This is a genomic window from Nitrospira sp. (assembly GCA_015709715.1).
GTDB lineage: Bacteria > Nitrospirota > Nitrospiria > Nitrospirales > Nitrospiraceae > Nitrospira_A.
The window spans coordinates 545,796-569,563 of record CP054184.1 but is presented as its reverse complement, the minus strand read 5'-3'; the positions used below and the strand labels follow the sequence as shown (position 1 = coordinate 569,563).

Annotated in this window: 34 protein-coding genes; 31 read left to right on the top strand and 3 right to left on the bottom strand. The window is 58.0% G+C overall.

The features are described 5' to 3' along the window. Window positions 1–413 precede the first annotated feature (413 nt). The 11 genes from HRU82_02695 to HRU82_02645 all read left to right on the top strand — a co-directional run bounded on the left by HRU82_02695 (window position 414) and on the right by HRU82_02645 (window position 7,318). Window positions 414–665, top strand: coding sequence for an HNH endonuclease (locus tag HRU82_02695; GenBank protein QOJ37088.1), 252 nt, complete (start codon window positions 414–416; stop codon window positions 663–665). Then, a complete protein-coding gene (locus HRU82_02690) occupies window positions 662–3,154 on the top strand; it encodes an AAA family ATPase (GenBank protein ID QOJ33923.1) in 2,493 nt (830 codons plus the stop codon). Before HRU82_02695 ends, HRU82_02690 begins: the two co-directional genes overlap by 4 nt. Beyond that, window positions 3,151–3,609, top strand: coding sequence for a hypothetical protein (locus HRU82_02685; GenBank protein QOJ33922.1), 459 nt, complete (start codon window positions 3,151–3,153; stop codon window positions 3,607–3,609). The genes HRU82_02690 and HRU82_02685 overlap by 4 nt, the downstream gene beginning before the upstream one ends. 56 nt (window positions 3,610–3,665) lie before the next feature. Next, window positions 3,666–4,094 carry a VRR-NUC domain-containing protein gene (locus tag HRU82_02680; GenBank protein QOJ33921.1) on the top strand — a complete coding sequence of 143 codons (429 nt, stop codon included), beginning with the start codon at window positions 3,666–3,668 and terminating at the stop codon, window positions 4,092–4,094. Next, the gene (locus tag HRU82_02675; GenBank protein ID QOJ33920.1) at window positions 4,087–4,623 is read left to right on the top strand and encodes a hypothetical protein; all 537 of its coding nucleotides are present in this window, start codon (window positions 4,087–4,089) and stop codon (window positions 4,621–4,623) included. The genes HRU82_02680 and HRU82_02675 overlap by 8 nt, the downstream gene beginning before the upstream one ends. A gap of 379 nt (window positions 4,624–5,002) precedes the next feature. Further along, window positions 5,003–5,368, top strand: coding sequence for a hypothetical protein (locus tag HRU82_02670; GenBank protein ID QOJ33919.1), 366 nt, complete (start codon window positions 5,003–5,005; stop codon window positions 5,366–5,368). Next, window positions 5,361–5,639, top strand: coding sequence for a DUF2829 domain-containing protein (locus HRU82_02665; protein ID QOJ33918.1), 279 nt, complete (start codon window positions 5,361–5,363; stop codon window positions 5,637–5,639). Before HRU82_02670 ends, HRU82_02665 begins: the two co-directional genes overlap by 8 nt. Before the next feature lie 240 nt (window positions 5,640–5,879). Further along, a complete protein-coding gene (locus HRU82_02660) occupies window positions 5,880–6,110 on the top strand; it encodes a hypothetical protein (protein ID QOJ33917.1) in 231 nt (76 codons plus the stop codon). 1 nt (window position 6,111) lies between these two features. Then, on the top strand, window positions 6,112–6,384 hold the full coding sequence (locus HRU82_02655) for a hypothetical protein (GenBank protein QOJ33916.1): 273 nt from the start codon (window positions 6,112–6,114) through the stop codon (window positions 6,382–6,384). Window positions 6,385–6,584: 200 nt separating this feature from the next. Next, window positions 6,585–6,917, top strand: coding sequence for a hypothetical protein (locus HRU82_02650; GenBank protein QOJ33915.1), 333 nt, complete (start codon window positions 6,585–6,587; stop codon window positions 6,915–6,917). Then, on the top strand, window positions 6,914–7,318 hold the full coding sequence (locus HRU82_02645) for a hypothetical protein (GenBank protein ID QOJ33914.1): 405 nt from the start codon (window positions 6,914–6,916) through the stop codon (window positions 7,316–7,318). Before HRU82_02650 ends, HRU82_02645 begins: the two co-directional genes overlap by 4 nt. A gap of 39 nt (window positions 7,319–7,357) precedes the next feature. On the opposite strand, the gene HRU82_02640 is transcribed toward HRU82_02645, so the two are convergent. From HRU82_02640 to HRU82_02630, 3 genes are all read right to left on the bottom strand, one after another. Continuing rightward, entirely contained in the window at window positions 7,358–7,618 is a 261-nt protein-coding gene (locus HRU82_02640) for a hypothetical protein (protein ID QOJ33913.1), read from the bottom strand. Continuing rightward, the gene (locus tag HRU82_02635) at window positions 7,609–7,806 is read right to left on the bottom strand and encodes a hypothetical protein (GenBank protein ID QOJ33912.1); all 198 of its coding nucleotides are present in this window, start codon (window positions 7,804–7,806) and stop codon (window positions 7,609–7,611) included. Before HRU82_02635 ends, HRU82_02640 begins: the two co-directional genes overlap by 10 nt. A gap of 141 nt (window positions 7,807–7,947) precedes the next feature. Then, a complete protein-coding gene (locus HRU82_02630; GenBank protein ID QOJ33911.1) occupies window positions 7,948–8,112 on the bottom strand; it encodes a hypothetical protein in 165 nt (54 codons plus the stop codon). Between the two features lie 148 nt (window positions 8,113–8,260). On the opposite strand from HRU82_02630, the gene HRU82_02625 reads away from it, so the two are divergent. The 20 genes from HRU82_02625 (at window position 8,261) to HRU82_02530 (ending at window position 23,741) form a co-directional block, all read left to right on the top strand. Beyond that, window positions 8,261–8,650 (top strand): HNH endonuclease, encoded by a 390-nt coding sequence (locus HRU82_02625; GenBank protein ID QOJ33910.1) that lies wholly within the window; start codon window positions 8,261–8,263, stop codon window positions 8,648–8,650. A 186-nt stretch (window positions 8,651–8,836) separates the two neighbouring features. Beyond that, complete coding sequence (locus tag HRU82_02620; protein QOJ33909.1) at window positions 8,837–9,511, top strand: helix-turn-helix domain-containing protein; 675 nt, start codon at window positions 8,837–8,839, stop codon at window positions 9,509–9,511. 32 nt (window positions 9,512–9,543) lie between these two features. Further along, entirely contained in the window at window positions 9,544–9,792 is a 249-nt protein-coding gene (locus HRU82_02615; protein ID QOJ33908.1) for a hypothetical protein, read from the top strand. 9 nt (window positions 9,793–9,801) lie between these two features. Beyond that, window positions 9,802–10,011, top strand: a complete 210-nt coding sequence (locus tag HRU82_02610; protein ID QOJ33907.1) for a hypothetical protein — start codon at window positions 9,802–9,804, stop codon at window positions 10,009–10,011. A gap of 41 nt (window positions 10,012–10,052) precedes the next feature. Next, on the top strand, window positions 10,053–10,295 hold the full coding sequence (locus HRU82_02605; protein QOJ33906.1) for a hypothetical protein: 243 nt from the start codon (window positions 10,053–10,055) through the stop codon (window positions 10,293–10,295). Beyond that, a complete protein-coding gene (locus HRU82_02600) occupies window positions 10,295–10,951 on the top strand; it encodes a hypothetical protein (protein QOJ33905.1) in 657 nt (218 codons plus the stop codon). The genes HRU82_02605 and HRU82_02600 overlap by 1 nt, the downstream gene beginning before the upstream one ends. Before the next feature lie 277 nt (window positions 10,952–11,228). Continuing rightward, window positions 11,229–11,507 carry a hypothetical protein gene (locus HRU82_02595; GenBank protein ID QOJ33904.1) on the top strand — a complete coding sequence of 93 codons (279 nt, stop codon included), beginning with the start codon at window positions 11,229–11,231 and terminating at the stop codon, window positions 11,505–11,507. A gap of 26 nt (window positions 11,508–11,533) precedes the next feature. Further along, complete coding sequence (locus HRU82_02590) at window positions 11,534–11,863, top strand: hypothetical protein (GenBank protein ID QOJ33903.1); 330 nt, start codon at window positions 11,534–11,536, stop codon at window positions 11,861–11,863. Further along, entirely contained in the window at window positions 11,863–13,518 is a 1,656-nt protein-coding gene (locus HRU82_02585; GenBank protein QOJ33902.1) for a hypothetical protein, read from the top strand. The genes HRU82_02590 and HRU82_02585 overlap by 1 nt, the downstream gene beginning before the upstream one ends. Continuing rightward, window positions 13,515–13,688 carry a hypothetical protein gene (locus HRU82_02580; GenBank protein ID QOJ33901.1) on the top strand — a complete coding sequence of 58 codons (174 nt, stop codon included), beginning with the start codon at window positions 13,515–13,517 and terminating at the stop codon, window positions 13,686–13,688. The genes HRU82_02585 and HRU82_02580 overlap by 4 nt, the downstream gene beginning before the upstream one ends. Window positions 13,689–13,749: 61 nt before the next feature. Next, a complete protein-coding gene (locus HRU82_02575; GenBank protein ID QOJ33900.1) occupies window positions 13,750–15,843 on the top strand; it encodes a hypothetical protein in 2,094 nt (697 codons plus the stop codon). Beyond that, window positions 15,815–16,027 (top strand): hypothetical protein, encoded by a 213-nt coding sequence (locus HRU82_02570; GenBank protein QOJ33899.1) that lies wholly within the window; start codon window positions 15,815–15,817, stop codon window positions 16,025–16,027. Before HRU82_02575 ends, HRU82_02570 begins: the two co-directional genes overlap by 29 nt. Before the next feature lie 14 nt (window positions 16,028–16,041). Next, the gene (locus HRU82_02565) at window positions 16,042–16,857 is read left to right on the top strand and encodes a hypothetical protein (protein QOJ33898.1); all 816 of its coding nucleotides are present in this window, start codon (window positions 16,042–16,044) and stop codon (window positions 16,855–16,857) included. A 23-nt stretch (window positions 16,858–16,880) separates the two neighbouring features. After that, window positions 16,881–17,960: a DUF4043 family protein gene (locus tag HRU82_02560; GenBank protein QOJ33897.1), complete on the top strand. Its 1,080-nt coding sequence runs from the start codon at window positions 16,881–16,883 to the stop codon at window positions 17,958–17,960. 11 nt (window positions 17,961–17,971) lie between these two features. Then, window positions 17,972–18,235, top strand: coding sequence for a hypothetical protein (locus HRU82_02555; GenBank protein QOJ33896.1), 264 nt, complete (start codon window positions 17,972–17,974; stop codon window positions 18,233–18,235). Window positions 18,236–18,247: 12 nt separating this feature from the next. Then, the gene (locus HRU82_02550) at window positions 18,248–19,048 is read left to right on the top strand and encodes a hypothetical protein (protein ID QOJ33895.1); all 801 of its coding nucleotides are present in this window, start codon (window positions 18,248–18,250) and stop codon (window positions 19,046–19,048) included. Window positions 19,049–19,469: 421 nt separating this feature from the next. Then, window positions 19,470–20,402 carry a hypothetical protein gene (locus HRU82_02545; protein QOJ33894.1) on the top strand — a complete coding sequence of 311 codons (933 nt, stop codon included), beginning with the start codon at window positions 19,470–19,472 and terminating at the stop codon, window positions 20,400–20,402. After that, window positions 20,399–21,709 (top strand): hypothetical protein, encoded by a 1,311-nt coding sequence (locus HRU82_02540; GenBank protein QOJ33893.1) that lies wholly within the window; start codon window positions 20,399–20,401, stop codon window positions 21,707–21,709. The genes HRU82_02545 and HRU82_02540 overlap by 4 nt, the downstream gene beginning before the upstream one ends. Further along, the gene (locus HRU82_02535) at window positions 21,706–22,887 is read left to right on the top strand and encodes a hypothetical protein (GenBank protein ID QOJ33892.1); all 1,182 of its coding nucleotides are present in this window, start codon (window positions 21,706–21,708) and stop codon (window positions 22,885–22,887) included. Before HRU82_02540 ends, HRU82_02535 begins: the two co-directional genes overlap by 4 nt. After that, a complete protein-coding gene (locus HRU82_02530) occupies window positions 22,884–23,741 on the top strand; it encodes a hypothetical protein (protein QOJ33891.1) in 858 nt (285 codons plus the stop codon). Before HRU82_02535 ends, HRU82_02530 begins: the two co-directional genes overlap by 4 nt. Window positions 23,742–23,768 lie beyond the last annotated feature (27 nt).

Sequence of the window (23,768 nt, the reverse complement as noted above, 5' to 3'; positions counted from 1 at the left end):
CATGCCAGAGTTGAGTACAAAGAGTCAGTGAGTCAGAGAAAAAAATTGGCCGGACGCACGATGCAGAATTTAATTTCTCTGACTCCTGTACTCAAGTCGGCATTTTTTGATCTCAACTCATTGAATCAATTAGGAAAGTCCGCTGAGTCAGAGTGAGTCAGAGGGCTTGCAACCTGTTGAATTTATTAGGTGTCGAATGAGTACAGAAACCAAGAAAGGAGACATGTATGGGCGGAATGAGAAGCCCTCGCTTAGCAAAGGAAAGAAACTGTTCATGGTGTGGAGGGTATTTCACCCCTCCTTACAAGAAGCGGATGCAGAAATATTGCGACCTGGAATGTCAACGTCGAGCATGTCTCGATACTTCTCGCAATGCCGAAATTTCCAAGCAATCTGCGAAAAAGCGCGGGGACATGCAGCGAGGAAGAGGCCTCGGTTTGTCATACATCAAGCAGGACGGAAAACATCAACATCGCTTAGTCGCGCAACGAACGATCGGAAGGCCTCTACGTTCAGGAGAGATAGTCCACCACTTAAACGGGGACAAGCGCGACAACAGGCCGGAAAATTTAGAAGTGCTATCCAGTCAATCTCAACACGCGCGACTTCACAACCTCGCGCGCTTTGCATCGAAGGGGGGTGGTTCTGTTGTCGGGAAGGCGTGAATACAGAATGTTTGGCCCTCCTGGCACCTAATGCCGGGAAAACTACAGCATTATCGGGGCTGATTGCCACAGCCTGCCGGGACTACGGGAGCGAGGCGGTGCTGGTCTCGAGCTTCACGAGGGCGGCGGCGAAGGAACTGGTATCCCGGCAGCTCCCACTGAATGACGATCAGGTCGGCACGCTGCATGCCCTGTGTTATCGGGCATTGGATCGGCCGAAGCTGGTTGCCGGCAATCTCCTGAAGGATTGGAACGCAGAGCATCCCTCCTGGGGATTTGGTGGCATTGCCAGCGATATAGACGACCCCTATGGACACATTGAAGGGGGCGAGACGAAGGAGGGCGATCTCCTCCTCCAGGAACTCAATCGGCTGCGTGGGCTGCGCATAGAGCCAGATGCCTGGCCGATGCGAGTCCAGGCCTTCGCGGAGGACTGGAAGGATTTCAAGTCGCAGACGTTCACGATGGATTTTACCGACCTGATCGACCTGTGCGTGACCCAACGGCTTCCGATCCCGCATGAGGCCGCGGCGTTCTTCCTGGATGAGGTGCAAGACTTTAGCCCCCTGGAACTCCATCTTGCCCGCTGGTGGGGCGAAAGTTGCGAACGGCTGTATTTGGTCGGAGACCCGGATCAGTGCATTTATACGTTCAAAGGAGCCACGCCTGACGCCTTCCTGTATCCGGCTGTGCCGGCGGACCAGATACGGGTACTCGGACAATCCTACCGTGTCCCGGTGGCGGTGCATGGGGCGGCGGTCAAGTGGATTGAGCAAATGCCTCACCGGTTCCAGGTGGACTACAAGCCCAGAGCCTTTCAGGGCGAAGTCGATAGCATCTACCTGAATTACCAATACCCGGCACCGATCAAGGATCAGCTCGAAGCCTGGCTGGGCGAAGGCAAGACCGTGGCCTTCCTAGCGTCCTGCTCCTTCTTCCTGGATCCCCTCAAGCGGCAGCTGCGGGACTGGGGCATGCCGTTTCATAACCCGTACAGACGGACACGCGGGGACTGGAATCCGCTGCATACCAAGGCGGGCACGATCGGCGCCTCGGAGCGGGTGCTGGCGTTCGGGAAGGTGGCGCGCGGCGAATCCTGGTGGACGTACCGCGACCTGTGGGCCTGGGCGGGGTGCCTCGAATCGGACGGCGTGTTCCGGCATGGAGCCAAGACGGACATGCGACGGAAGGCCGAAGCCGATGAGACCATGAAGGCGCTGGTGGAGACGGAGGACCTTGAGAAGTGGTTTGTGGGGGACGAGACGGCGGAGCGCGTGACGGCGGGCGATTTGGAGTGGTTGCGGGGACATCTCTTGAGCACCTATGAACGGCCGATGCGCTACGCCTGCAATGTGATCGAATCTCGAGGCGCGGCGGCTCTGACGAAGGCGCCGCAAATCATCCTGGGTACGATTCATTGCTCCCCCGGAGATGAACCAGTGCTCACTACTGAGGGGTATGTGCCAATCGGGCGACTCGATCCAAACAAGCACAGGCTTGCCAGTTATATGGACAACTGCAACCGGCTCGTATGGGGAGGACGAAACAGCAAGAAAGGCATGCCGAGGAAGGAGATGGGGTACCCCTTTGTGGTTGCAAGGAATCCTTACGATGGACCCCTGCTGACAATCACCACAAGGGGGAGCCGGACGCGCGTAACGCCGACACATCGGATGCAGGTGCGCTTCACGGAATCCTTTTTCAATAAGTGGATTGTCTACCTCATGCGGCGCGGGAATTGGTGGAGAGTCGGCATGTGCACATCGGGTAAACGGCCGTATGCGTCCGGAGGTCTTAAAGGCCGTATGTCGACGGAGCAGGCTGACGCGGGATGGATTCTGGGGGTCTATGAAACGGCGCGTGAGGCGTACATTGCCGAGATGCAGATTCAATGTCGATATGGATTACCAGGGCTCACATTTCAGGCCTGCAAGTCCAGATTATTCAAGTCGGAGGAACTCCATACCATTCACGACACGCTCATATCTGAGTGCGTTGCGGATCGGGCGATGCAGCTATTGCGAGATCGTGGGCTCATAGAAGGCGAACCGCTGTGCACACGAGGGCGCGGGAGAACGAATCAGCGCGGCATGTTCTTAACGGCAGCGGCAAACGTGATCGACCAATACATGGAGATCCCCGTTGTCCAGGATGCGTTCTGTTGCCGCAAGAAAGGAGGCAATAAGCCGACGTGGCATCAAGTCACTGTTTTGTGCGAGCCGTTCGCCGGGGATGTTTTTAGCCTTGAGGTGCTTCCGCACCACCATTACATCTCTGGCGGGGCCGTCGTGCACAATTCTGTCAAAGGGGGTGAGGCCGACATTGTGGTCCTGTTTCCGGACCTCTCGCCGGCGGGGTATCGGGAATGGACGTCGCCGGGGGAGGCACAGGATGCCGTACGGAGAATGTTTTATGTCGGGATGACGAGAGCAAAAGAAGCCCTGTATTGGGCGCAACCGGTGGGACTGAGCATAGGAGGGTATTTATGAGCTTTGCAGAGAATACAAGCGTGCCAGTGGAGCGGTCGCGGGCCGAAATTGAAACATTGCTCCGGAAGTATGGAGCGGAACAATTCGTCTCGGGATGGTCGTCAAAGGATGCCCGGATTCAATTCTTTGTCCATGGCCGTTATGTCCGGTTCGTCTTGGAGCTGCCGGACATCCAGGAAAAGCGATTCACGGTCAATCCGCGCTATGGGAAGGCTCGTTCACAGGACGATGCGCGGCGTCTCTATGAGCAGGAAGTGCGGAGGCTGTGGCGATCCCTCGCCCTGGTCGTGAAAGCGAAGCTCGAAGCGGTCGAGTCAAAGATTGCGACCTTCGAGAATGAATTTATGGCGAACATTGTCATGCCTGACGGGAAGACGGTTTCGGAGCATGTGGTGCCGATGATTGCCAAGGCCTACGAGAGCGGAAAGATGCAACCGTTATTGTCGGGCTGGTGACGCATGAGCAAGTGGGCACAGAAAAAAGCGGAACTCACCTTAGATTGGAGGGCAGCATGGAGGGAGATTGCACAGTGGACGAAGGGGGAGCAGCCGGCGGACGTGTGTCAGCTCGTGTCGGATTGCGACGACCAGTACCGGGCGGGAAACAAGAGCGGGTTCCTACAGTCAAAGGAACGGTTAAGGAGTCGATTATTACCGGCAACATCCTCAAGTACCTCAACGGACTCGTCGGGTGCTATGCCCGAAAAGTCCCCGGGGGCTTCTTCTCCAGCGGATGGCCGGACATTGTCGGCTGCTACGCAGGGCAGGCTTTTCTGATTGAGGTGAAGGCGCCGGGGGGTAAGACCACGCGGCTACAGGACCGGGAGCTGACGCGCTGGGGCGCCGCAAAAGCCCGGACCCTCGTCGCGTACAGCGTCGACGACGTGGTGACGTTCATGAGCGGCTATCACGACCCCACGAAAGGAGCGCGGGATGAGTGAGGCGAGCGTGATGAAAACGCCATTTGAGATTGGGAAAACCTATTACCTACCTGAGCATCAGCCCGAAAAGATCCAGGTGCCTTGTCCTGTTTGTTACGGGAAGAAGCGTGTTGAAATTATCCTGGGGAATGATGACCGCGTGTCAGTGGAGTGCGATGGCTGCGGGCTTGGGTTTGATGGACCTCGCGGATTTGTTCATGACTATTCGTACACTCCCCGAGTGACACCGTTCACAATTGCAGGCGTGGCATTAATGCATAGCGATGAGTGGTACGTGGTTTCTACAACTGGGCGGCAAGCTAACTGGAAGTGTTTGAGGGAATCTGAGGCCGTAGCACTTCAAGAGTGTGTAGAGCGTGCCAAGGAATTGGTTGAGGAGAATATGCGTAGGTCAGTCACGTCAAACAAGCAGAAGTTGAAGTCCAAGACCTGGAGCGTTCGATACCATGAAGGTATTATCAAGGACATTGAGCGCAAGATTGCTTGGCATCGTCAGAAAGTATCTGAACGCAAGGCCGGTACCCCATGACTGAGGCGGGGTTTGTGTATAGCGCAGGAGGAGGGCAAACCAATGGTTAGGCTAATTATCAAGCAGGTTCACCTATCACAGGATGGGTGTCATAGCGGCACATCCTTTGTAACGGTCGATGTGATTAACGCTCAACTTGAGGCGGCACTATTCGGCAACCCCTACACGATCCCAACTGTTGCAGGGGCCGAACTACGTGCGACACCTGAAGGATTGCAAGCATGACTGAGGCGGGGGCTGTGAACGATCCAGAGCGCTGTCCTCGCACAAAGCATGTGGACGGCAAGAGCCACGGCTGGCTGTTTTGGGGAGACGACCCGTACATCAAGTGTGAGTGGTGTGGAGAAATTAGAGACGCTTTAACAGGGCGGGTGATCACATGACTGCGGCGGGGTGGACGCGGGAGCGTAAGCTGGTGGATGAATTGCTGACGTTTATCGAGCTAACGTCTGGACGAAAGATCAAGTTTTCGACTATAGCCAATCTCAAGACAGGTGAAACCGAAGACCCACAAGACCGTATAGCGGCATGGTTAAAGCGGCACCTAGGGCGGGTGGCGTCCTGTGCGTGGAAGTATGACGACATCGATGATTATTACGAGACGGCTTGTAAGAATGCGTATTGCTTGGCTGACGGCACGCTCAAGGACAATGAACACAAGTATTGCCCGTATTGTGGTGGGTTGATACAACTCGCGCAGCAGGCGCAGGAAGTTCAATTAACCAAGGAGGATAATCATGGATAACGAGAATTTCAACTTCAGTCGTGCGCTCGAAGAGATCAAGGCGGGCCATAAGGTAGCGCGTGCCGGATGGAATGGAAAGAACATGTTCCTATTTCTGGTGCCTGGATCGACGTTCAAAGTGAACCGTCCCCCGTTGCTTGGCATCTACGAGGAAGGCACCGAGGTTAACTACTGCCCGCACATCGACATGCGCACGGCAGACGGGAAAATCGTGCCGTGGCTCTGTAGCCAAACGGACATGCTGGCCAACGATTGGGAGATTGTTCGATAACGCGCCGCGCAGGGCGAGAAGGGGGTGTGGGATGCAGGAAATTAAATGGAGCGGTTTTGAAACTATCAAAGGGCCTGTGTCAGAAGATGAAATCTGTCAAGCAGTCAGGGACAAAAGTAACAAGCGAGTCATTGCCCACGCTGCGGGGTCACGATTTACAGATTCTCGTGGTCGAGAGTATGAAGTGTGGACAGACGGATCGGTGCGAAAAGTAAAGCATCCAGAACGCGAGGCGCCGTGATGGCGCGGCGGGAGTGGGCGGACAAGATCGTCGCCCAGCAGTACGGCCATGAGGATGATGGGTGTATTGCCGGGCTGCTCCGCAAGGAGCACGCGAGGGCGGTGCGCGTAGTGAAGCGGGAAATAGATCGAATCAAAAAGGACCAGTACACCTTTAGGGTTGGCGCGAAAGATTCAGTACTGAATGAGTTGCAGCGTGTCTTGGATCTGCTGACGAAGGGGAGGGCGTGACGTGGAGCGAACACACCATATTGAAAAAGGGGCTGATGAGGGGATGCCAATAGTGGGCTATCAAGCTATTGCGCAGGTGCTGTCAGAACAACTTGCCGACGCCCAGGCGACCATTGCAGCGTTGCAGGGGCAGGTGCGGGAGTACCTTGAACAAATTGAGTTGCTGCGAGGAATGCTGGTGTCGTACCGCCGGGAGGTGGACAGCTTGCGCACACAGCTTGCGAACACAGCAGAGGGGACTGAGGCGAGCCCAACCACCGCAAGGGAGGTGTGACGCATGGCACGCGAAGTAGACGAACAGCAATGGCAGGGTTGGCAAGACCCCGAGTATAGGTATCTACACGATGCAGCCTTTCATCAACTTGTCGATATGATGGAAGCCGCTATTCATCGCGCAGAATATACGCCGTCTGAGATGCGTCAGGCTGCACTATTGGCCTGCCTTCACTACGAACACGCACGAGTGAGGAACGCATGGCACGCGAAATGACCCCGCAGGAGCGGGCGGCAGCGTTACTTGAGAGAATGGGTTTATGCGGGCATCCTGCCGATTCTCAATTTATGGGTGACATTATTGAACACGATAAACAAACCCGCCGAGCGGCGCTGCTGGAGGCGGCAATTATTTGCAGGGAACGTGGCAAACCTCACGACATTGAGTGGTGGATGACAGCAAGTAAGAAAGAGATTTCACGGCAGACGGCGATAGATTGCGCCGAATTAATTGACCAGCTCGCGCAGGAGGGGCAGGCAAAGGATGTGAGATGTGGTATCTTCGGGCCCATCAACGAAAGGGGGGCCACGTGACACGATGGGTGCTTGTGGTGGTGATGCTGTGGAGTCTGCCGGCCTGGGCCTCGGGGCCGACGTACACGGACAATTGCACGCTGACTTGGACGGCGAACACGGAGGCGGATCTCGCGGGGTATAAGTTCTATACACGGGCCACGTCGGGCGGGGCGGACAGTCTCCTCGGAACAGTCGGCCTCGTGACGCAAACCAATTGCGTCACGCTGGGGGCGGCGGTCGGGCAGCATTTCATCAGTATGAGCGCGTACGATACAAGCGGCAATGAGAGCAGCAAGACCGACCCGGCGAACGGGGCGTTTGTGTTTGCGCTCACGGAGCCGACGTTCCCGCCTCCCACGGAGCCCAGCGGCAGCGGGGGCGGCGGTGGGGCCGGATCGGGCGCCACGATTGTGCCATAGGGAAGGAAAGGAGGGGGGCTCAAGCCCCCCTCGGTATTTCTAGCGGGCCTTGATGGCGGCAATGATAGCATTCCCCACATAGCAGACCGTTTGCATGAGGGGCCTATCATGAAAATGTTCGGGGTACTCGTAGGCGTTCCCGGCTGGGGTGAATGCGCACAGCTCGCACAGCCATTTGTACTGCGTCTTCTGCGGAAAACCCCGGTACATTTCGTACGCATCAAGCTCCTGTGTCGTGAATCCGCAACTATCGCACTCGTCCGGCTGCTCCTGCGGGTCATTCGTCAGTGTCACTTGCATGCCTCCTTTTCTGTTTCGCTGTCCTGCACGGCCTCAACCGGCGTCCTGCCGTGCACGTGGATCGTGTTCAGGCTCACGGTGCTGTGTATCGGGTGCTCGTCGCCGAGCGGCTCCAGCAGGGTATACAGCGGGAACTGCCCGAAGCGGCTGTATTGCATCCCGATGAAGGTCGCGCGGATCGGGGTCATGGCTAGTTCCTCCCTTCGACCTTTGTGCAGAGATCGCGCACCTTGCCGATCGGCTCGCGTGATCCTGACCACAGGTTTCTCGGCTCCCCTGGCTAATTCAGCGGCGTTCTCTTCGCGTGTGTTGCACATGGTCTCGGCTCCTTATGCGTGGGCGCGGTTGAGTGACATGATCTCGATACACTCGGGACAGATGCTTTCGTACCGATAGGCGATGAAGGTTCGATCACACTCGAAGCACTCGACTTTCTCGGGCTCGTCCTGGTCGTCGGCCTCTTCGGGTTCGTCAATCCATGGTTTCGGCTTCATGGTCTCGGCTCCTGGGTTAGTGTTCGCGTTCATGCCGATACCTATTGCAGGGGCTATGCCAGATGCAGTACCCGTACTGTACGGGTGACGTAATTGAGCTGGTCGTGGAGACATGCTAGGATGAGACCGAGTAGATGAAGGTTGCACAATGAGGCGGTATTTATCTGGGCCAATTCCTGAGAGTGCGTTGAGCCATATTGACTTGGTGGCGCATCACTCATCGCTTCGAATCGCGCATTCGGCACGAGTTACCGCTGACACTGTAAGGGTGTGTAAATACAAGCGAAAGCAGCGAACGGTCACAAGCAACCATCTCACGGCTGCACAGCTCGCAGTACTCCGCATGAGGCAAGGCGGGCGCTGCTATTGGTGCTGCTGTGAACTGGTCGAATGCCGCACCCATCTGGACCATGTTTTGCCACTCAGCAGGGGTGGGGCTCATAGCCTTGAAAACGTCCGATTTTCCTGCCAATCGTGCAACATCGCTAAGGGCGCGCGGCACCCTCTTTCCTTCGTACTGTCCCTTTTAGGGGCATGATTTCAATAGCTCCTTGTGCACAACTTCATAACTATGCGTATTGTATAGATATAGTACTGGCGCATTTTGCTACTGGGGAACGTGGTGCTTTGGGGCAAAAGTCCACAGTCTCGCAGTCTGTCTTTAGGTCGGCGTTTGTGAAGGTGTATTGTACAAGTAGAATACTCCTGCTATATAAAGGGCATTATGGCGGCTGCTGTGGATCGAGGCCCTCGGAAAGGTCGGGAACGCACGTTTCGCAATTCACGGAAGCTTGATCGTGATGCCGCGTTGGCCATGGCTAAGGGCGGCATGCGAAGCCCTGAGATAGCCGATAGGCTGGGCGTTGCGCCGAGCACGGTGTTTCGCTTTCTCCAGTCTACCGATGAAGAGAATAGGGCCGTTCAGCAATACAAGAGCTGTCGGGCGGATGTGTTTGCGAAGATCCAAGGGCAAGCTCTGGATTTACAGCAGCGCATCATTCAGAGCTTTACGGACGGCGTTCTAAGCTCACTCGCGCCCCATCAAAAGACTGGCCTGCTCCATACTCTCAATACAGTTACCGGCACGCTCTACGACAAGGAACGCCTCGAGCGCGGGCAAAGCACCACAAACCTGGCCGTTATGGGGCGGATCATGGGTCAAGCGCATGGTTCGCTATGGTCCGATCGCGTAACCCCGCAGGAATCCAGCGTTCAGCCTGTCGAGGCCCTTCCACCTCCTACGCCAGGAGGTGGAACGAGCGAGGCTGAACAAGCCGAAGGCGCGCCGGACCGGGTCCCATCTGCTGAGAAGGGACCCCTAGGGGGGCCCTCGGCGCGGCCTGTCGGCAACAGGTCCCGCGCAGCGAAGACGGCAAACAAAAAGCGCAAGGCTACGTAATTTTTTCTACCATTCAAAAAAAGGGGGGTCGCATGGAATCGTCAAGTGATCAGCGAGTTGAGAACAACGTCATGCGTCATGAGTACCGCGTGCTGAGTGATGAGGAAAAAATCATGATGCGCACGATCAAGGATAAGGGACTCGCCTTCCTCGAATACTGCGACCGTGTGGCCAGTATGACGGGGCAGCCGGACAAGCCGCATGGATCGCGGGAACTGTCGTTGGCGAAGACCAAAATTGAGGACGCGGTGATGTGGGCGGTGAAACATCTCACGAAGTAGGAGGGGCCGATGCTGTTTGTCTTAGTCCAAGTCGTGGTGCTGTGGGGCAGTAACGGGCTGAACTGGGGGCAGGTCGCCATTCCCCATGCGGAGGCCTCGCGTGTGGTGAAGGTGTTCGAGAGCGAGGCGCAATGCGTCCAAGCGAAGGGGTTGCTGGATGCCGACAATCCGAAGGGTCACGCGTTTGCGTGCGTCCCGATCGCGGGGTTGAAGAAATAGCGAAAGGAGCGGCCGATTGAGTAACTGACAGGTCAGTGATCATGAATATTGAACTGATTGAAACCTCGGTGCTGGTGAATGAACTGCTCTCGCGCTTCCAGCACGCCGTCTTCGTGGGTGGCAAGGTGCGGCCGCTGCCTGACGATCCAGGTAAGTGCGACATCTTCGAGCTGATCGAGTTCAAGGGCGAACACAGGACCTGCCAAGGTCTCACGCAAGCCGCCTGCGCACACATTGAGCGAAGGCGTGAAGCCGTCCAACAACCCGACGAAGGAGATTGGTGATGATGCAAGAGAAAGCGATCGCCGTGCTGACCATGCATGACGCGGACACGATGCCGAAGGACCAACGCAGCAAGATTGCCACCTGGCTTCGCCAAAAGGCGGACATGCTCGTGAAGGAAGGGGGACCGAAGGGGAAGATGGCGAAACGATTTCGCGCGCGTTACCTCGTCGGCATCATCTCGTCCTTCCTGCTGATGGTGATGGTCTCGGGCTGTGTGACGAAGTATGACGATATTGTCTCCGATTTCCACACGATTCAGAACGGGCCGATTTGCACGACGGTGGCCCATGATCAGCGGAAGTTCAACGCGGAGACTAAGGAGCCGGACGCCTTGACGTGTCGATGCGATCAACTCATTTCCGTCAAGCGGCTCGTGGTGAAGGCGGGCGACTCGCCGGAAGCCTGGAGCTGCCCCGCGCCGGTCCATCAGCAGATGTACCAGACGTCGATGGTGCCGAGTGTGCAGATTTACCGGGCGAAGTCGCTCGCCTCCACGTACGTGCCGGCCATTGGCGAGGCGGCGGGACTGGGTGCGATTGGCGGCGGGATTGCTGCGGCGCAAGCTGCGCGCATCACGCAGTCTGTGGCCGGTAGCTCGGTCAGGACCAGTACGCTCGTGCTGGATGGGCCGGTGCCGCCGGGAGTGGCGCGGTAATGCGCTGTTCCCGCTGTCATGGCTGTCTGGCGGTGACGAAGGATGAGGCGCGGTGTATCAACTGCGGCTGTCACCTTACGTATGAGCAGCTGCTGGCCTGGCTCAATCAGCTGCTGACGGGGGAGGTTGTGGTGCGACTCCCTGACATGGCCGTCTTGCGTCGGGGTGGCCGGACATCGAAATGGACGCCAGAGGAGCGGCGGGAACGCAATCGGGTCTACATGCGGGAGTATATGCGCCGTCGATCTGCGGCGAAGAAGAAGGAGCGGGAGGCGGCATGTCAAACAAACTCGTGAATTTCCGGAACGGCGAGGCGCTGGAGCAGCCGAAGACCAAGAAGCTCGTGATTGAGATGCCGGCGCCGAAGCAGGCGGTGGTGACGATCGTCGCGATTGCCCTGCTGGAGAACGGCGAGGTCGATGTGGTCGGACCGATCGGGAACCCGGCGCTGTTCAAGCAGATCATCATGAAGGCGTGGGACGGCGTGGTGAAGCACCATACGCAGCTGGCGCCGAGTCCCATTCACCTCCCGCCGGGACTGGTGGTGCCGCAATGAGCCGAAAGCAAGGTCAGGAGGTTCAGATGATAAAGTCCGTTGTCGATGACGTGTTCAATGTGCAGTCCTTGCGTGAGAGGCTGAGGGGGCCGAAGAACTCGTATCGCGTGCCGAAAAAACAGTGGGAGCGGTGGAATATCTGTCAGAGGGACGTGTTCAACCGCACCTATATTTTCATGCTGGAGAATCAGGGCCTGTTCCATCATCCGAAGCAGAAGGACCTAAATCCGCAGTTCTGGAAGACGACGTGCTGGAATGCGGCATGGATTGCAGCGGATGCGGTAGTCGGAGAAGTGCCTCCGTCGAAAACGGTGATTGAGGTCAAGGCGAAACCGCGGAAGAAGAAAGTGCAGTAATGGCCAAGGCATCGCGCATGCCGGCACGGTCGGCGGAGAGCCAGGAGGTCGCCAGGGCGCGGCAATGGATCTTGGATCCGCTGTCCTGGGCCTACGATATGTTTCCGGAGCATGAGGTCGGAGGGGTCAAGATTCCGGCCTGGTGCCCCTCCCCGCAACAGCTCGAGCTGTGGGAAGCGTATCGGTTGCTGACCACGGCGAAGCTGAAACGGCTGGACGGCGTGCCGTTGCTGCCGGCCGAGGCCGAGGTGGTCGACAAGCATGGGATTTCGGTCATGGCGGGCCATGGGCTCGGCAAAGAGGGCACGGTCGCCCCGCTCGGATTACACTTTCTCAATTGCATGCGACAGCCGAAAGTGATCTGTACCGCGCCGGCCGGGCCTACCTTATTCTCGACGTTGTGGCCAGAGTTCGGGAAATGGATCAGTCGATCCCCGTATCTGCCGGAACTGGTCCAGAAGCAGAGTAATCGGGTGCATAAGATCGAGGACAAGGAGGAGAACCGCGACCTGTACTGTATCCGGCCGCGCACGATTCAGCCGAACAGCTCGCCGGATGCGCAAGGCGAGGTGCTGGCGGGCATTCACTCCATCAGTGTGCTGTATCTGATCACCGAAGCCTCGGGCGTGCCGGAAGCCGTGTTCAAGCCGATTGAGGGCGGACTCACCGATCCGGTGGCTTTGGTGATTCAGATCTTCAATCCGACCCGGACGACGGGCTTCGCACTCGAGAGCCAGCGGAAATTCCGGAAAAATTGGATCTGCCTGCACTGGGACGGCGAGGAAATGGCCAAGTACAAGCAGGCCGACCCGCAAAAATACTTCTGGTTCAACGACAAAGCACAGGTGGCCCTGGCCGAGAAGTACGGGAAGGATTCGAACGTCTACCGGATTCGCGTCAAGGGGCTTCCGCCGTTGCAGGCGGAGGACACGTTGATCGGCTGGGATGATGCCATGGCGGCGACGGAACGCCAGATTGCCCCACTGCCGAATGATCCCGTTGTGATCTCGGTCGATGTGGCCGGTGAAGGCATAGACAAGACTATTGTCGGGGTGAGTGAAGGGCCGCGACTGGTCGAAATTCATGAGTTCGAGAAGAAAAATACGACGGAGATTAGCTGGTTAGTCAAGGGGATCCTGGCGCGGGCCCTGTTGAATGTTACCAATGACCGGCAGTTCGCAATCGGGGTCGATGTCATCGGGCTCGGGCGCGGAGTCTATGACCAGTTGGTCAATGTTGAGCTGTTGACGAACGTCTATCCGATCGACGTATCCGAAAAACCGCTTGAGGGTGAGCGATACCATCGGCTGCGGGACGAATTGTACTGGCAGCTGCGGGAGCGCGTGACCGAAACGCGGGATATTCAGATTTGCAAGCGGACCGAAGAGGATCCCGGGGGCATTGAGCAGCGGCTCGTAGATGAGGCGGTGGCGGAAATGACGTCGATCAAGTGGGCGGAGGTGCAGGGCAAGATTAAGATTGAGACGAAGGACAAAATGAAGGGCCGCGGGCTCAATTCGCCGAACATTGCTGACATGCTGGCGATGCGGGAGTACCTCCTGCGGCGGTGCGTGTCGCGGATGCCGGTGGCGGCGCGGCGCCGGACGCGGTTCAGCGGGGGCCGGCCGACGGCCAAGAATTGGAAAACCGTATGACGCCACGGCAAGACGAGTTGCAGCAGCTCTTTCGGCAGGCCAAGGGCCACTATTTGGCCTTGGCGCGGATCATGTTTCGGGAAAATCTGATTCCCGTCGACAAGCTCTTGACAACGTACGAGGATCTTGCTAAGGACAATTACAGGCCACAAGGAAATCTGAACAACTAGACGGATTTTCAGTCACCAGACACCCCCCTCATTCACGGAGCGCCATGTCTACCCTGACGGCATGGCGTATTCCAGCAAACCAACTGACGATCAAATCGACATCCTAAGCACGGACACGCCGAAGGAGTCCGATGTTGAGGTGTGCACGCGCCTCTACGGCATGTACGAGGAGTCGGCACGGCATCCGGTGTGGCAATCGTGGCGCAAGAATGCGTCGAAAGCCTACCTCTACCGGGAAGGCGAGCAATGGACCCCGGCAGAGTTGGCCGATCTCGAGCGTCGTGGGCAACCGCCGACGATTCGGAACGAAATCAAGCCGATTATTGACCGGATTCAGGGGCAGCTGATCCAGACCCGCCTGAATACGACCTATATCGGGCGCAATTCTCCGCAAGATGATCCCGTTGCGAACGTCCTCGCTGATTTGAACCGCCACGCCGACCAGCAGAACGGATATGAGTTCATTGAGGCGGAATTATCGCTGGATGCGCTGACGGGCGGCATCGGGTGGTACGAATCGGGCGTCATTGAGAACGACCTCGGACAAAACAGCATTTTCCAGCGGGCCGAAAACCCGTTTTTCATGTTCCCGGACCCGTTTTTCACGAAGCTGGACTATACGGACGCGCGTTACCTGCATCGGGTGAAGTGGCTCGACATGGAGGACGTGATTGCCCTGGTTCCTGACAAGGAAAACGAGATTCGGCAGTGCGCGAACGGGCACGGCTACCATGTGACGGACCTGACCGGGGTCGATGCGCGGGTACTGAATGATCCCCTACTGACATTTACGGACCCGAAGCGGCGCCGGCTGAAAATCGTCGAGACATGGTATCGGCGGAAGGTCCGGAAGTACAAAATTTTCTCGCAAGACGGTTCCCGGGTGATGACGGAGCCGCTGACGCGCTCCAGCCTCTCAGAAATTAAGAAATCACTCCCGAAAGACTCGTTTGTGACGGCGCCGTTGATCGTCGATCAGGTCTGGAAGGCGATGTGGACGGCGAGCCTCCTGCTGGACAATGACGCGTTTATCATTAACCGGATTCCCTTTGCGCCGTTCATTTGGGACAGAAGAAAGAACGGCGAACCCTTTGGGCCGGCCGGAACGCTGATTCCTCTGCAGGACGCGATCAACAAGCGGGAGTCCAAGTCGCTCAACATGCTCTCGAATCGGCGCATCATCGCCGAAGAGAACGCGATCAAAGATCCTGACCTTGCGCAAGAAGAGAACGCCAAGGCGGATGGGTATGTGGAGGTCGCGGTCGGCGCGCTGGCCAACGGCAAGGTGCAGTTTCCTGACAACGTCGACATTGGGCAAGCGCAGATGGCCCTGCTCCAGGAGGCCAAGGCCGCGATGCCGCGCGTGTCCGGCATTTCCGATGAATCCATGGGGATGCGGACCGAAGTACGTTCAGGGGCGGGCATTGCACGCAAGCAGCAGATGACGGGGCTGATTATGGCTCCTGGCGTGATGCGCTTGCGCCTGTATCGGCGGACGCGAGCCTATCTGCAGCTGGACTTGATTCGGGAAGTCTACGACGAAGAGATGACGTTTGCTGTGACGGATGACCCGAACGCGGCGCGCGTGATTCAGCTCACTCGCAACCACATCGAGACGATCAAAGAGCGGATCTACGACATTATCGTATCGGATACGCCGGACTACGAAACGCTGCGCGAGCAGCAGCTCGGCGAGTTGCGGGAGCAGCTGCCGCAGATGCTCCAATTTGGGCCGGCCTGGGTGGCGTTCATGCTGCAGCTGACGGACCTCCGCGAAAAGGAGGGGCTGATCAAGATGGTGCAGAGCATGACGCAGCCGCCGCCGAACCAACCCAAAATGTCGCTGTCCTTCACCTGGGAGCAACTCAGCGACGAAGAAAAAGCGTTCATGGCCATGACGCAGCTGCAGTCGCCGGAATTGGCTCAGTTCCTTGCTGCGCGATCGGGAGACGCGGCATTTATGGCCAAGATCAAGGCGGACCTGGCAAAAACGAAGATCAAAGAGGGTACGCGGGCTTCCCTCGAGCAGGGAAAGATGAACCTCTCAGCCATGCAGACGGCCATGGAAGGCATGTTGGAGTCGCGGGCACAGACAGCAGATCAACAGGCACAGATGGGAGCGGACAATGGGCAAGGAAATCCGGATCAGCTTTGATCGTATCCGGGACTCGAGACAGGTAACGGGCGTTGTGCGGGAGGCCCTGGCACAAGCCATGGGCGACAAGAACGCGTTGCATCGCTACGAAGTCGACCGGATGGAAGACGACGAGAAGCGAGGCGAGCGCATTATCACCATGCAACCCAAGCGGACATTTGTCGGCTTCGGGAAGTGCGGGTAACGAAGGGAGAGCGTATGTCTGTCGTCGCCACTGATCCTGTTCCCGGTGTCAACCCTGAACTCCAGGCCTTCGCCGATAAGCGGGCGAAACGCGCCGAGGAACAGGGCAAAGTACCAGGATCGGAACATCAGAGCAAAGAAACCGCTGCGGAACCGGCCGGCAAGGCTGCCCAAGGCGAAGCAGAGAAGAAAACCGAAGAGACCAAGGGCGAGAAAGAAAAGTCTCCCGAACAGCTTAAGAAAGAGCTGTCGGACCAGACCAAAGCGAATCTCAAACTCGGCCGGAATGTCGCAGAGCTGAAACGTCAGAATGATCAACTGCGCAAGCAGATGCAGGACATCAGTGACAAGCTCGACGGCAAGGATCCCGACAAAAAAACCGATGAGGACAAGGCGAAAGAGGCCTGGGAAGCTTTCAAGCAGCGGTCTGCCGACTCAGAAGCCGAAGCGATTGAAGAGTACGGTGATGAGTTTGTGCGGAAGACGGCGTACGAAGAGACCGGGCCCTATAAGCAGATTGCCAGCCGGAAACCCTGGTTGGCGAATCGAGTCCTGAGCGCCGAAAAGCCAGTGCATGAAGTCCTGGCGATCGTCGCGGAGGAGGAAGTCCTGACGGAATTTGGCCGGACCAAAGAGGCCGTGCTCGAGAAGGCGAAAGAAATCTTGCGTCCGATTCTCTTCAAAGAATTTCAAACCGAAGTCAGCGGCAAAGAGAAAAAGAAAGCCGCTGCGCCGACACTCAGCCATGTGAAGCCGGCCGGGGACGAGAAGACGGATTCAACCCCGCAGTCGTTCAGTGTGGCCGGCATGTTTAAGCACAACAGCGTGTGACGGCGTAGGAGGAGAACGACACCATGGCATTACGGGAAATCCTCACCTCTCAGGGCGTAGTCCCTGAACAGTGGGAAGCGAGCGTGAATGAGGAATACTTGCGCGATCAGTTTTGGTCGCGGTGGATGGGCACGTCCGACAATGCTCTGATCCAGCTTAATGAGGACCTGGGCAAGGGTCCTGGCGATGCGATCAATACCAGCATTCGCTCGCAAATTTCTGGTGGCGTCATTACCGGGAACGTGAAGACGACCGGCAATGAAGGGTCGATGCAGTTCTATAACTTCCGGATGAGCGTCGATGACGACAAGGTCGCCGTGAAGTACGAGAACATTCCCTTGTCACAGCAGCGCGTGGCGTTTGGCATCATCGAATCCATGCGCTCCGGGCTGAAGGACAAGCGGCAGCTGCGCCACGATGACCGGATCACGGCGGCGCTGTCTGACGTGTCAACTGGCCGTGTGCGAGGTCGCTACCAGTATGGAAAGCTCGATTCCAACTGGCATGCGACCCATGCGACCGCGCTGGGGAACGTCGACAATACCGACGACAAGGTGACGATCGACACGATCGGCAAACTCACCCGCAAGGCGGAAATCCTGGGCGGCAATGCGACGGCCAAGATTCGCCCGTACAAGGTGATGGTCGGCGACGGGATCCAGCGGTGGTATGTGCTCGTGTTGCATACCTATTGCGCGCGCGATCTCACGAAGGACGATCCAGCCTGGAAGAATCCGATGTTGTTGTTGCCGGCGATGGCGCCGCAAAACTCTCCGCTCTATACCGGTTCCTCGTTCCTTGGCGGGTATGAGGGCGTGCTCATCTATCGATGGGAAGGCGTCCAGGTCCTGCCAGATGCCGGGGATAGCAGCATCGATGTGGCGCACAACTTGTTCATGGGCGCGCAAGCCGCGGTCGTGGCCTGGGCGCAGCACGGCAAGATCACCGAGGAAGTGTCCAACTACGGGAAGGACCTCGGTCTCGAGCATCATGAAATCAACGGCATCAGTAAGGTGGTCTACGACCGCAACGCGGAAGATGGCAGCACGAACGAGGACAATGCCGTCATTCACTATTTCGCGGCTGCGGAACCTGACGCGTAAGGGAGGGCACCATGGCATTTCATTATGCGGCAGATGCGATTGAGAAGGTCGAAAAGATCGGCCACGTGCTGCCGATGGCGAAAGGAAGCGTGGCCCTGACTGGCGGAACGGCGGTTGTCACTATTCCGTTCATGCGGAAAGTGCACATGGCCATTGCGTCGTCTCAGACGGCGAATGCCGCGCGGGTGTCCGCGGTGTCAGGGAATACGTTCACGATCACTGGAACCGGGACCGACCGAGTGGATTGGGTCGCGTACGGGCATCCAGAGGCGTAAAGGAGAGAACCAATGAGCCTGTTACTCACTGAATGGGTCCTAGAGTTAAAAGACATGCTGCCGAACCTCGGCAAGTCTGTCCCGAATATCGATGACGATTCCGGGAAACTGATTGTCTTGACGGCGGGTTCTCCGACGAGCCCGACCGTGTATAGCGATGGGAACGGAACGGTGGTGTCGGCGACGGGTGGCATGGCCGTCCTGACCTTCACCGATGGCCGGGCCAAGTTCTATACGGCCAATACGGTGACATCGGTCGACATTACCGGAGTCACGGCGGGAGGTCGCGCGTTTGGTCTGCAATCGCTGGCTGCAAACGCGAATAAGATCATCCCCATCAACAGCCTGAACTGTTTTCAGCTGTTGGCGATCCCCTTCGGGGCGAGTAACAACACGGAGACGGATACCGGCCTGGATCTGCCGGCCGGCTGTTTCTTGGACATGCACAGTCCGCTCTTGCGTGTGACGACAGAGGATGCGACCGAAACGATCGATTTCGGCATCCTGGCGTCGGAGTCAGGTGGCGATGCGAACGGTTTCATTGCCGCGGCGTCGGTGGCAACGGCTGGCCTGGTGGTGTTGCTGCCGCAGATCACCGGCGGTACGAACATCGATTACCTGGGCACTAACTACGTGGGCGCTTTGCTCACCACGACGATTGCCGGCGCGGATGCGGTGGCGACGGTCGGAGGCACCACGTCGAAGCAGTACCGGACTGATGGAGTGGCGAAGTCGCTTTCTTATACCGGGTCGGCCGGATCCGATACCGCGGCGGGGTACTTCTACCTGCGGTATCAGAAATTGCCGCTGTAAGGATCGAATGCAGGGGGAGCCGTTGCGCTCCCCCTGCCGAGAGGATGCTATGCCAGAAGCGAGCATGAAACGGTTTCATATTACATTAGCCCTGGTCCTGTTGCTGGTTAGCGTTGCCCCTGCGTGGGCGCTCGAAGAGCAGGAAACGGCGTCGCTGCAATCGTCGGCAGCGTCTGACGGGAACGGGACAGCGGTCTCTGTGACGCGTTATGCGACCATCGGGCTCGATGTAGAAGTGACGAACACGGCCACGGTGACATTTGAGGGGCGTTCAGCGGGGGCGTCTTCGTTCTCGTCGATGCGGTGCACGAACCGGGCGACCGGATCAGCGAGTACGACGGCCACGTCAACGGGGAATTATGAGTGCCCAGTGGCCGGCCTCGGGGAAGTGCGCGCGCGGATTTCTGGATGCTCAAGCTGTGTGGTCAACGTCTTCGGGAGGCTGACAACGGCCTCACCAGGGCTGGCGCAAGCCAGCGGAGGCGGTGGTGGCGACGCCTCGCTCGCTGAACAGCAGGCGCAGACTGGACTGCTGACCACCATCGACGCGGACACCGGCACGATTGCGGCAGCGATCAGAGCAGAGGATTCTCCCCATAGCTCAGGCCATACAGGGATGGAGATCCTGTGCGTCCGCAAAGATACGGCAGCCTCGATGGCGGACACAGATGGTGACTATGCCCCGTGTCTGATCGACAGTACAGGTCGGCTGTACACGCGCGACGCGACCACGGCAGATATTTCCGTGCGCGTAGGATCAACCACAGATGCCCCTGCGACACCTGGGAGTGATGGGAGTCTGAATGCCAAACTCAAGCTCCTGACCACTCAACTAGACACCTTGAACACGGCGATCTCGACATTGAGTGGGAAGCTGCCATCTGCGGCCTCAATGGCCGAAGACACGGCTACGCCCTCGGTCTCCAAAATTCAAACCTTCCCGATGGTGCATGACGGGACCAATTGGGATTTTATGGGAAAAGCTGCCGCCGAATCTACCGGCGTGCAGATCGTGCGCCCTCATGCGTTGCTGGCGGACCGAGTCTCTAACGTGGTGGGCATTACTGATGGATCGTCCACCTCAGTGGTCGCGGCGCAAGGCTCGGGCGTGAGGTTCTGTGCCACCACCATAGTGGTTAGCAATTCCAGCGCGACCAACGTGACCGTGGATATTCGAGACGGGACGGCGGGCTCTGTGCTGATGACGATCCCGGCAGCAGCGAACATGGGGGGTGGTGTGATCCCGTTAGCCGTACCTCTTTGCACATCAGCCAATACCATTTTTGCCGCTGACCCGTCTGCCTCAGCCTCCACGGTGACGATCACGGCGGTAGGATTCAAAACAACATTATGATGCGACAATTATTATCCGTATTGCTGTTGTTCGCTGCACCATTGTCCGCTTATGGGCTTAGTGGACATCTAGGCGTCGGCTTGGGCGGCGGGTTGACTTTTCCCGCCGGTGGTGGAGGCGGTGGAGGCGGATACGAGGAAACACTGCTCACTGACACTGACACACACACAGAGCCGACCTTGCCGACACTCGGCGCGGCAGGCACGAAAATCACCGACCCCACCTTCGGCACCACGATCCTGCGTGTCACCGACGCCACGACCGAGCCGGATACCGGCGGGCACAAAGGCGTGCTCAATAGTTACAGCACGCAGCAGGCGTTCAACAGCGACAGCTCACGCGTCCTTTTCCTCGTGCGGGATGGGTACACGCGGGCGCGATTCTTCGATTTCAACCCCTCGGCCTGCACCGTCAACACGACCGGCTACCTGCTCAGCAGTGCCCCTGCTGGACTGCAGGAATACGGCATGACCTGGAGCGCCACAGATCCTAACAAAATCTACGGGGTAGGGAACTACAACCTCTACGAAATCACCGTCCCCTCTGGAAGCAGTACGACGCTCAAAACATTTACGGGACTCGGCCACACGGGCGGCTACGTGACCCAGATGAACATGTCGGACGATGCCGACGTGTTCGCCATGCGGTTCGAGGGTGGAACCGGCAACGGGTACGTGTTCTGGAAACGATCGACCAACACCGTTTTGATGAGTGCGGCGTCCGTCGCCAACCTCGACGAGGTCGAGGTCGACAAATCTGGGCAGTACGGGATCATTGTCTACACGTCCGGCAATGGCGCGGAAGTGTGGGACCTCACCGCAGGGCCTACGCAGGTGGGCAGCGACTTGACCGGCAACAATGCGTTCAACCATCGAGACACAGGCAGTGGTGGGGTGTTTACTCACCGCCCCGCCAATACGAGTTTGGGCTACCGCTCGCTCGCAACTCCTACCACCATCACCGATCTGCTGCCGAGCATGACCAACGGCTGGAGCTACAGCAGCACGCAGGACCATTTCTCGATGCAAGGGGCAAACGATCTGTGGGCGCTGGCTTCGCGCTACAAGAGCGACGGGTCTAGTGTGACGAAAGCATTCGACAACGAGATCATGCAAGTGGCGACAGATGGCAGCGGGCGGGTACGGCGGATTGCGCACCATCGGAGCGTGTTCAATGAATACTACGATTCACCGTTCGCCTCTATTTCGCGAGATGGCAAATTTGTCAATTTCTCTAGCAACTGGGGGAGCGCCAGCGGACGACATGATGGGTTTATCGTGTGCATCCAGGAGGCACCAACGACATGATTGCAGTACTCATACTTATCTATGCTCTTGTCACCCCCTCTCTCTCGGAGGCCGCTCGCATCGCCATCAACGGCATCGAGTCCGGTTCAGAGAACCCGGAGTTCGTGACTAAAAGCGGAACCGTGTCGGCTTCGTCAACTACCAAGCGCAGTGGTGGGTACGCATTCCGCACCAACCCCACCACCACCGCCGTCGGTTGGGGACGTATGGGCGGCCATGATGCGTCGGGCGTCAAAGGCGATTACAGCGCCGCCACGGCTTATTTCCGCTGGTATTTCTATGTGGCGACACTCCCGGCTAGCGGGAGCGAACCAATTTTCCAGGCTCAACAAGGTGGGGGACCAACAAAATTTACTCTCCGCATCACGAGTACTGGCACGCTCGCCGCGTATGATTCTGCGGGGACGCTGCTCGCTACGGGCACCACTGTGCTCAGCGCCTCAACCTGGTATCGCCTTGAGTGTAAGGTGGCGACCGGCGCGAGTGCAGCATGGGAAGTGCTCATTGACGGAACGGTCGAGATCTCCGGCACCGCGAATGTCGGCACCGGCAACAATGGGCGATCCGCGTTCGGAAAAGTGGCAGACGTGAGCGGGCAGAGTGTGGATTTCTACTATGACGATATTGCCATCGATGACGCCGCGTACCCTGGAGCGGGCGCGATTCTGCGCTTGGTCCCGACCGCCAATGGGTCCACCATGCAGTGGACGGCCGGGACGGGCAGCAGCAATTACCTGGAGGTCGATGACGTGCCGTTCGCAGAAGCCAGCTACGTCAAGAATGTCTCTACCAACGATGTGGCCTTGTTTGCGCTGACCGACACCGGAACCGCTGGCATCACAGGGACCGTGAACGGCGTGCGTGTACTGGTCTACCCACGCCTTGACTCGACCGGTACAAACTCATTCGCGCTGCGTGTCAAATCAGGCGCGACCACGGAGACCTTGACTGGACTGGCGCTCACAACGGGTGGAGCCTATCTCAGTAAGGTGTACGCGACGGACCCCGATACCAGCACCGCCTGGACACTTTCGGGAGTGGATGCCTTAGAGGTGGGCGGGATTGAGACGACCGCCGTCCTGTCTCGGCTGATGGATGTGCAGGCCTATGTAGATTACACGCCTGCGGCCAGCGCCAGCGGCGGCTGCCGCATGATGTTATGTGGGGTGGGGCGATGATTCTTCGTCTCGCCGTGCTCACTACTGTGCTCTGTGCCGCTCCGGCATGGTCCGCCACGATCTCCTGGGACTGCAACACAGAGTCCGATATGAAGGAGTATCGGCTCGAGCGATCAGGCGATGCAGGCGCAAGTTGGGGAGTGGCGAGCATGATTCCCCACCCGCAGCCGTGCGTCTCTCCGATCACCTTGCAGTATGGTGCTTACCTGGCGCCTGGTACGAAGCTCTTTCGTTTGTTTGCCGGTGATAAGGCGGGGAACTGGTCGCAGCCAAGCAATGTGGTGTCGCTGACGGTCAAGCCGCCGATCATTGGGAATACGGGCGGGCAGGTTGAGCAACCGCTCCCGCCGTCGCCGTTTGTGCCGGTCGTCAATCCGCCTCCGGTAGTCCGTCCGGGGAAGTTGGCCGGTTTCCAGGTGTCCAATATCGGGTCGACGTCGGCCAAGGTCACGGTGCCCTTGCCGGCTGGAACGGGTGCGGATATTCGCCTCTCGCTGGATCCGATTGCTTGGGGCGGCGCAACAAGCCTGTCCTGTGCATCTGCCGGCGGGGTTCTGACGTGCCTGCTCGAGAATCTGCTCCCGAATCGGGTCTATGCCCTGCAGGGAGTCTATTATTTTGGGGTCATGAACCAGGGTGCGATTTATGGGGACCTGTCGGACGTCGTGACGTTCACGACGGCGCCGTTTGTGCCGTCTCCGACGTCTCCGCCGCCGCCGGATGAACCGGACGATGCGGTGACGGTGGCGGATGCATTGGACACGGCAGCTATGCGCTGCAAGCAGGCGAAGAGTTGCAGCGGGAAGACCTTCGCGAATTTCCTTCTCGAAGAATTGAAAAAGGTGAAACCATGATGTTGGCATTCTCGAAGAATTGAAAAA

Excerpts from the sequence above, each read along its gene's own strand:
- HRU82_02650 (QOJ33915.1), top strand. The coding sequence starts at position 6,585 with ATGGCACGCGAAATGACCCCGCAGGAGCGGGCGGCAGCGTTACTTGAG.
- HRU82_02535 (QOJ33892.1), top strand. The coding sequence starts at position 21,706 with ATGATTGCAGTACTCATACTTATCTATGCTCTTGTCACCCCCTCTCTC.
- HRU82_02565 (QOJ33898.1), top strand. The coding sequence starts at position 16,042 with ATGTCTGTCGTCGCCACTGATCCTGTTCCCGGTGTCAACCCTGAACTC.
- HRU82_02615 (QOJ33908.1), top strand. The coding sequence starts at position 9,544 with ATGGAATCGTCAAGTGATCAGCGAGTTGAGAACAACGTCATGCGTCAT.
- HRU82_02680 (QOJ33921.1), top strand. The coding sequence starts at position 3,666 with ATGGAGGGAGATTGCACAGTGGACGAAGGGGGAGCAGCCGGCGGACGT.
- HRU82_02585 (QOJ33902.1), top strand. The coding sequence starts at position 11,863 with ATGGCCAAGGCATCGCGCATGCCGGCACGGTCGGCGGAGAGCCAGGAG.
- HRU82_02530 (QOJ33891.1), top strand. The coding sequence starts at position 22,884 with ATGATTCTTCGTCTCGCCGTGCTCACTACTGTGCTCTGTGCCGCTCCG.
- HRU82_02590 (QOJ33903.1), top strand. The coding sequence starts at position 11,534 with ATGATAAAGTCCGTTGTCGATGACGTGTTCAATGTGCAGTCCTTGCGT.
- HRU82_02635 (QOJ33912.1), bottom strand. The coding sequence starts at position 7,806 with ATGACCCCGATCCGCGCGACCTTCATCGGGATGCAATACAGCCGCTTC.
- HRU82_02670 (QOJ33919.1), top strand. The coding sequence starts at position 5,003 with ATGACTGCGGCGGGGTGGACGCGGGAGCGTAAGCTGGTGGATGAATTG.
- HRU82_02600 (QOJ33905.1), top strand. The coding sequence starts at position 10,295 with ATGATGCAAGAGAAAGCGATCGCCGTGCTGACCATGCATGACGCGGAC.
- HRU82_02675 (QOJ33920.1), top strand. The coding sequence starts at position 4,087 with ATGAGTGAGGCGAGCGTGATGAAAACGCCATTTGAGATTGGGAAAACC.
- HRU82_02580 (QOJ33901.1), top strand. The coding sequence starts at position 13,515 with ATGACGCCACGGCAAGACGAGTTGCAGCAGCTCTTTCGGCAGGCCAAG.
- HRU82_02595 (QOJ33904.1), top strand. The coding sequence starts at position 11,229 with ATGTCAAACAAACTCGTGAATTTCCGGAACGGCGAGGCGCTGGAGCAG.
- HRU82_02640 (QOJ33913.1), bottom strand. The coding sequence starts at position 7,618 with ATGCAAGTGACACTGACGAATGACCCGCAGGAGCAGCCGGACGAGTGC.
- HRU82_02625 (QOJ33910.1), top strand. The coding sequence starts at position 8,261 with ATGAGGCGGTATTTATCTGGGCCAATTCCTGAGAGTGCGTTGAGCCAT.
- HRU82_02610 (QOJ33907.1), top strand. The coding sequence starts at position 9,802 with ATGCTGTTTGTCTTAGTCCAAGTCGTGGTGCTGTGGGGCAGTAACGGG.
- HRU82_02695 (QOJ37088.1), top strand. The coding sequence starts at position 414 with ATGCAGCGAGGAAGAGGCCTCGGTTTGTCATACATCAAGCAGGACGGA.
- HRU82_02665 (QOJ33918.1), top strand. The coding sequence starts at position 5,361 with ATGGATAACGAGAATTTCAACTTCAGTCGTGCGCTCGAAGAGATCAAG.
- HRU82_02560 (QOJ33897.1), top strand. The coding sequence starts at position 16,881 with ATGGCATTACGGGAAATCCTCACCTCTCAGGGCGTAGTCCCTGAACAG.
- HRU82_02540 (QOJ33893.1), top strand. The coding sequence starts at position 20,399 with ATGATGCGACAATTATTATCCGTATTGCTGTTGTTCGCTGCACCATTG.
- HRU82_02570 (QOJ33899.1), top strand. The coding sequence starts at position 15,815 with ATGGGCAAGGAAATCCGGATCAGCTTTGATCGTATCCGGGACTCGAGA.
- HRU82_02660 (QOJ33917.1), top strand. The coding sequence starts at position 5,880 with ATGGCGCGGCGGGAGTGGGCGGACAAGATCGTCGCCCAGCAGTACGGC.
- HRU82_02550 (QOJ33895.1), top strand. The coding sequence starts at position 18,248 with ATGAGCCTGTTACTCACTGAATGGGTCCTAGAGTTAAAAGACATGCTG.
- HRU82_02555 (QOJ33896.1), top strand. The coding sequence starts at position 17,972 with ATGGCATTTCATTATGCGGCAGATGCGATTGAGAAGGTCGAAAAGATC.
- HRU82_02575 (QOJ33900.1), top strand. The coding sequence starts at position 13,750 with ATGGCGTATTCCAGCAAACCAACTGACGATCAAATCGACATCCTAAGC.
- HRU82_02620 (QOJ33909.1), top strand. The coding sequence starts at position 8,837 with ATGGCGGCTGCTGTGGATCGAGGCCCTCGGAAAGGTCGGGAACGCACG.
- HRU82_02685 (QOJ33922.1), top strand. The coding sequence starts at position 3,151 with ATGAGCTTTGCAGAGAATACAAGCGTGCCAGTGGAGCGGTCGCGGGCC.
- HRU82_02605 (QOJ33906.1), top strand. The coding sequence starts at position 10,053 with ATGAATATTGAACTGATTGAAACCTCGGTGCTGGTGAATGAACTGCTC.
- HRU82_02630 (QOJ33911.1), bottom strand. The coding sequence starts at position 8,112 with ATGAAGCCGAAACCATGGATTGACGAACCCGAAGAGGCCGACGACCAG.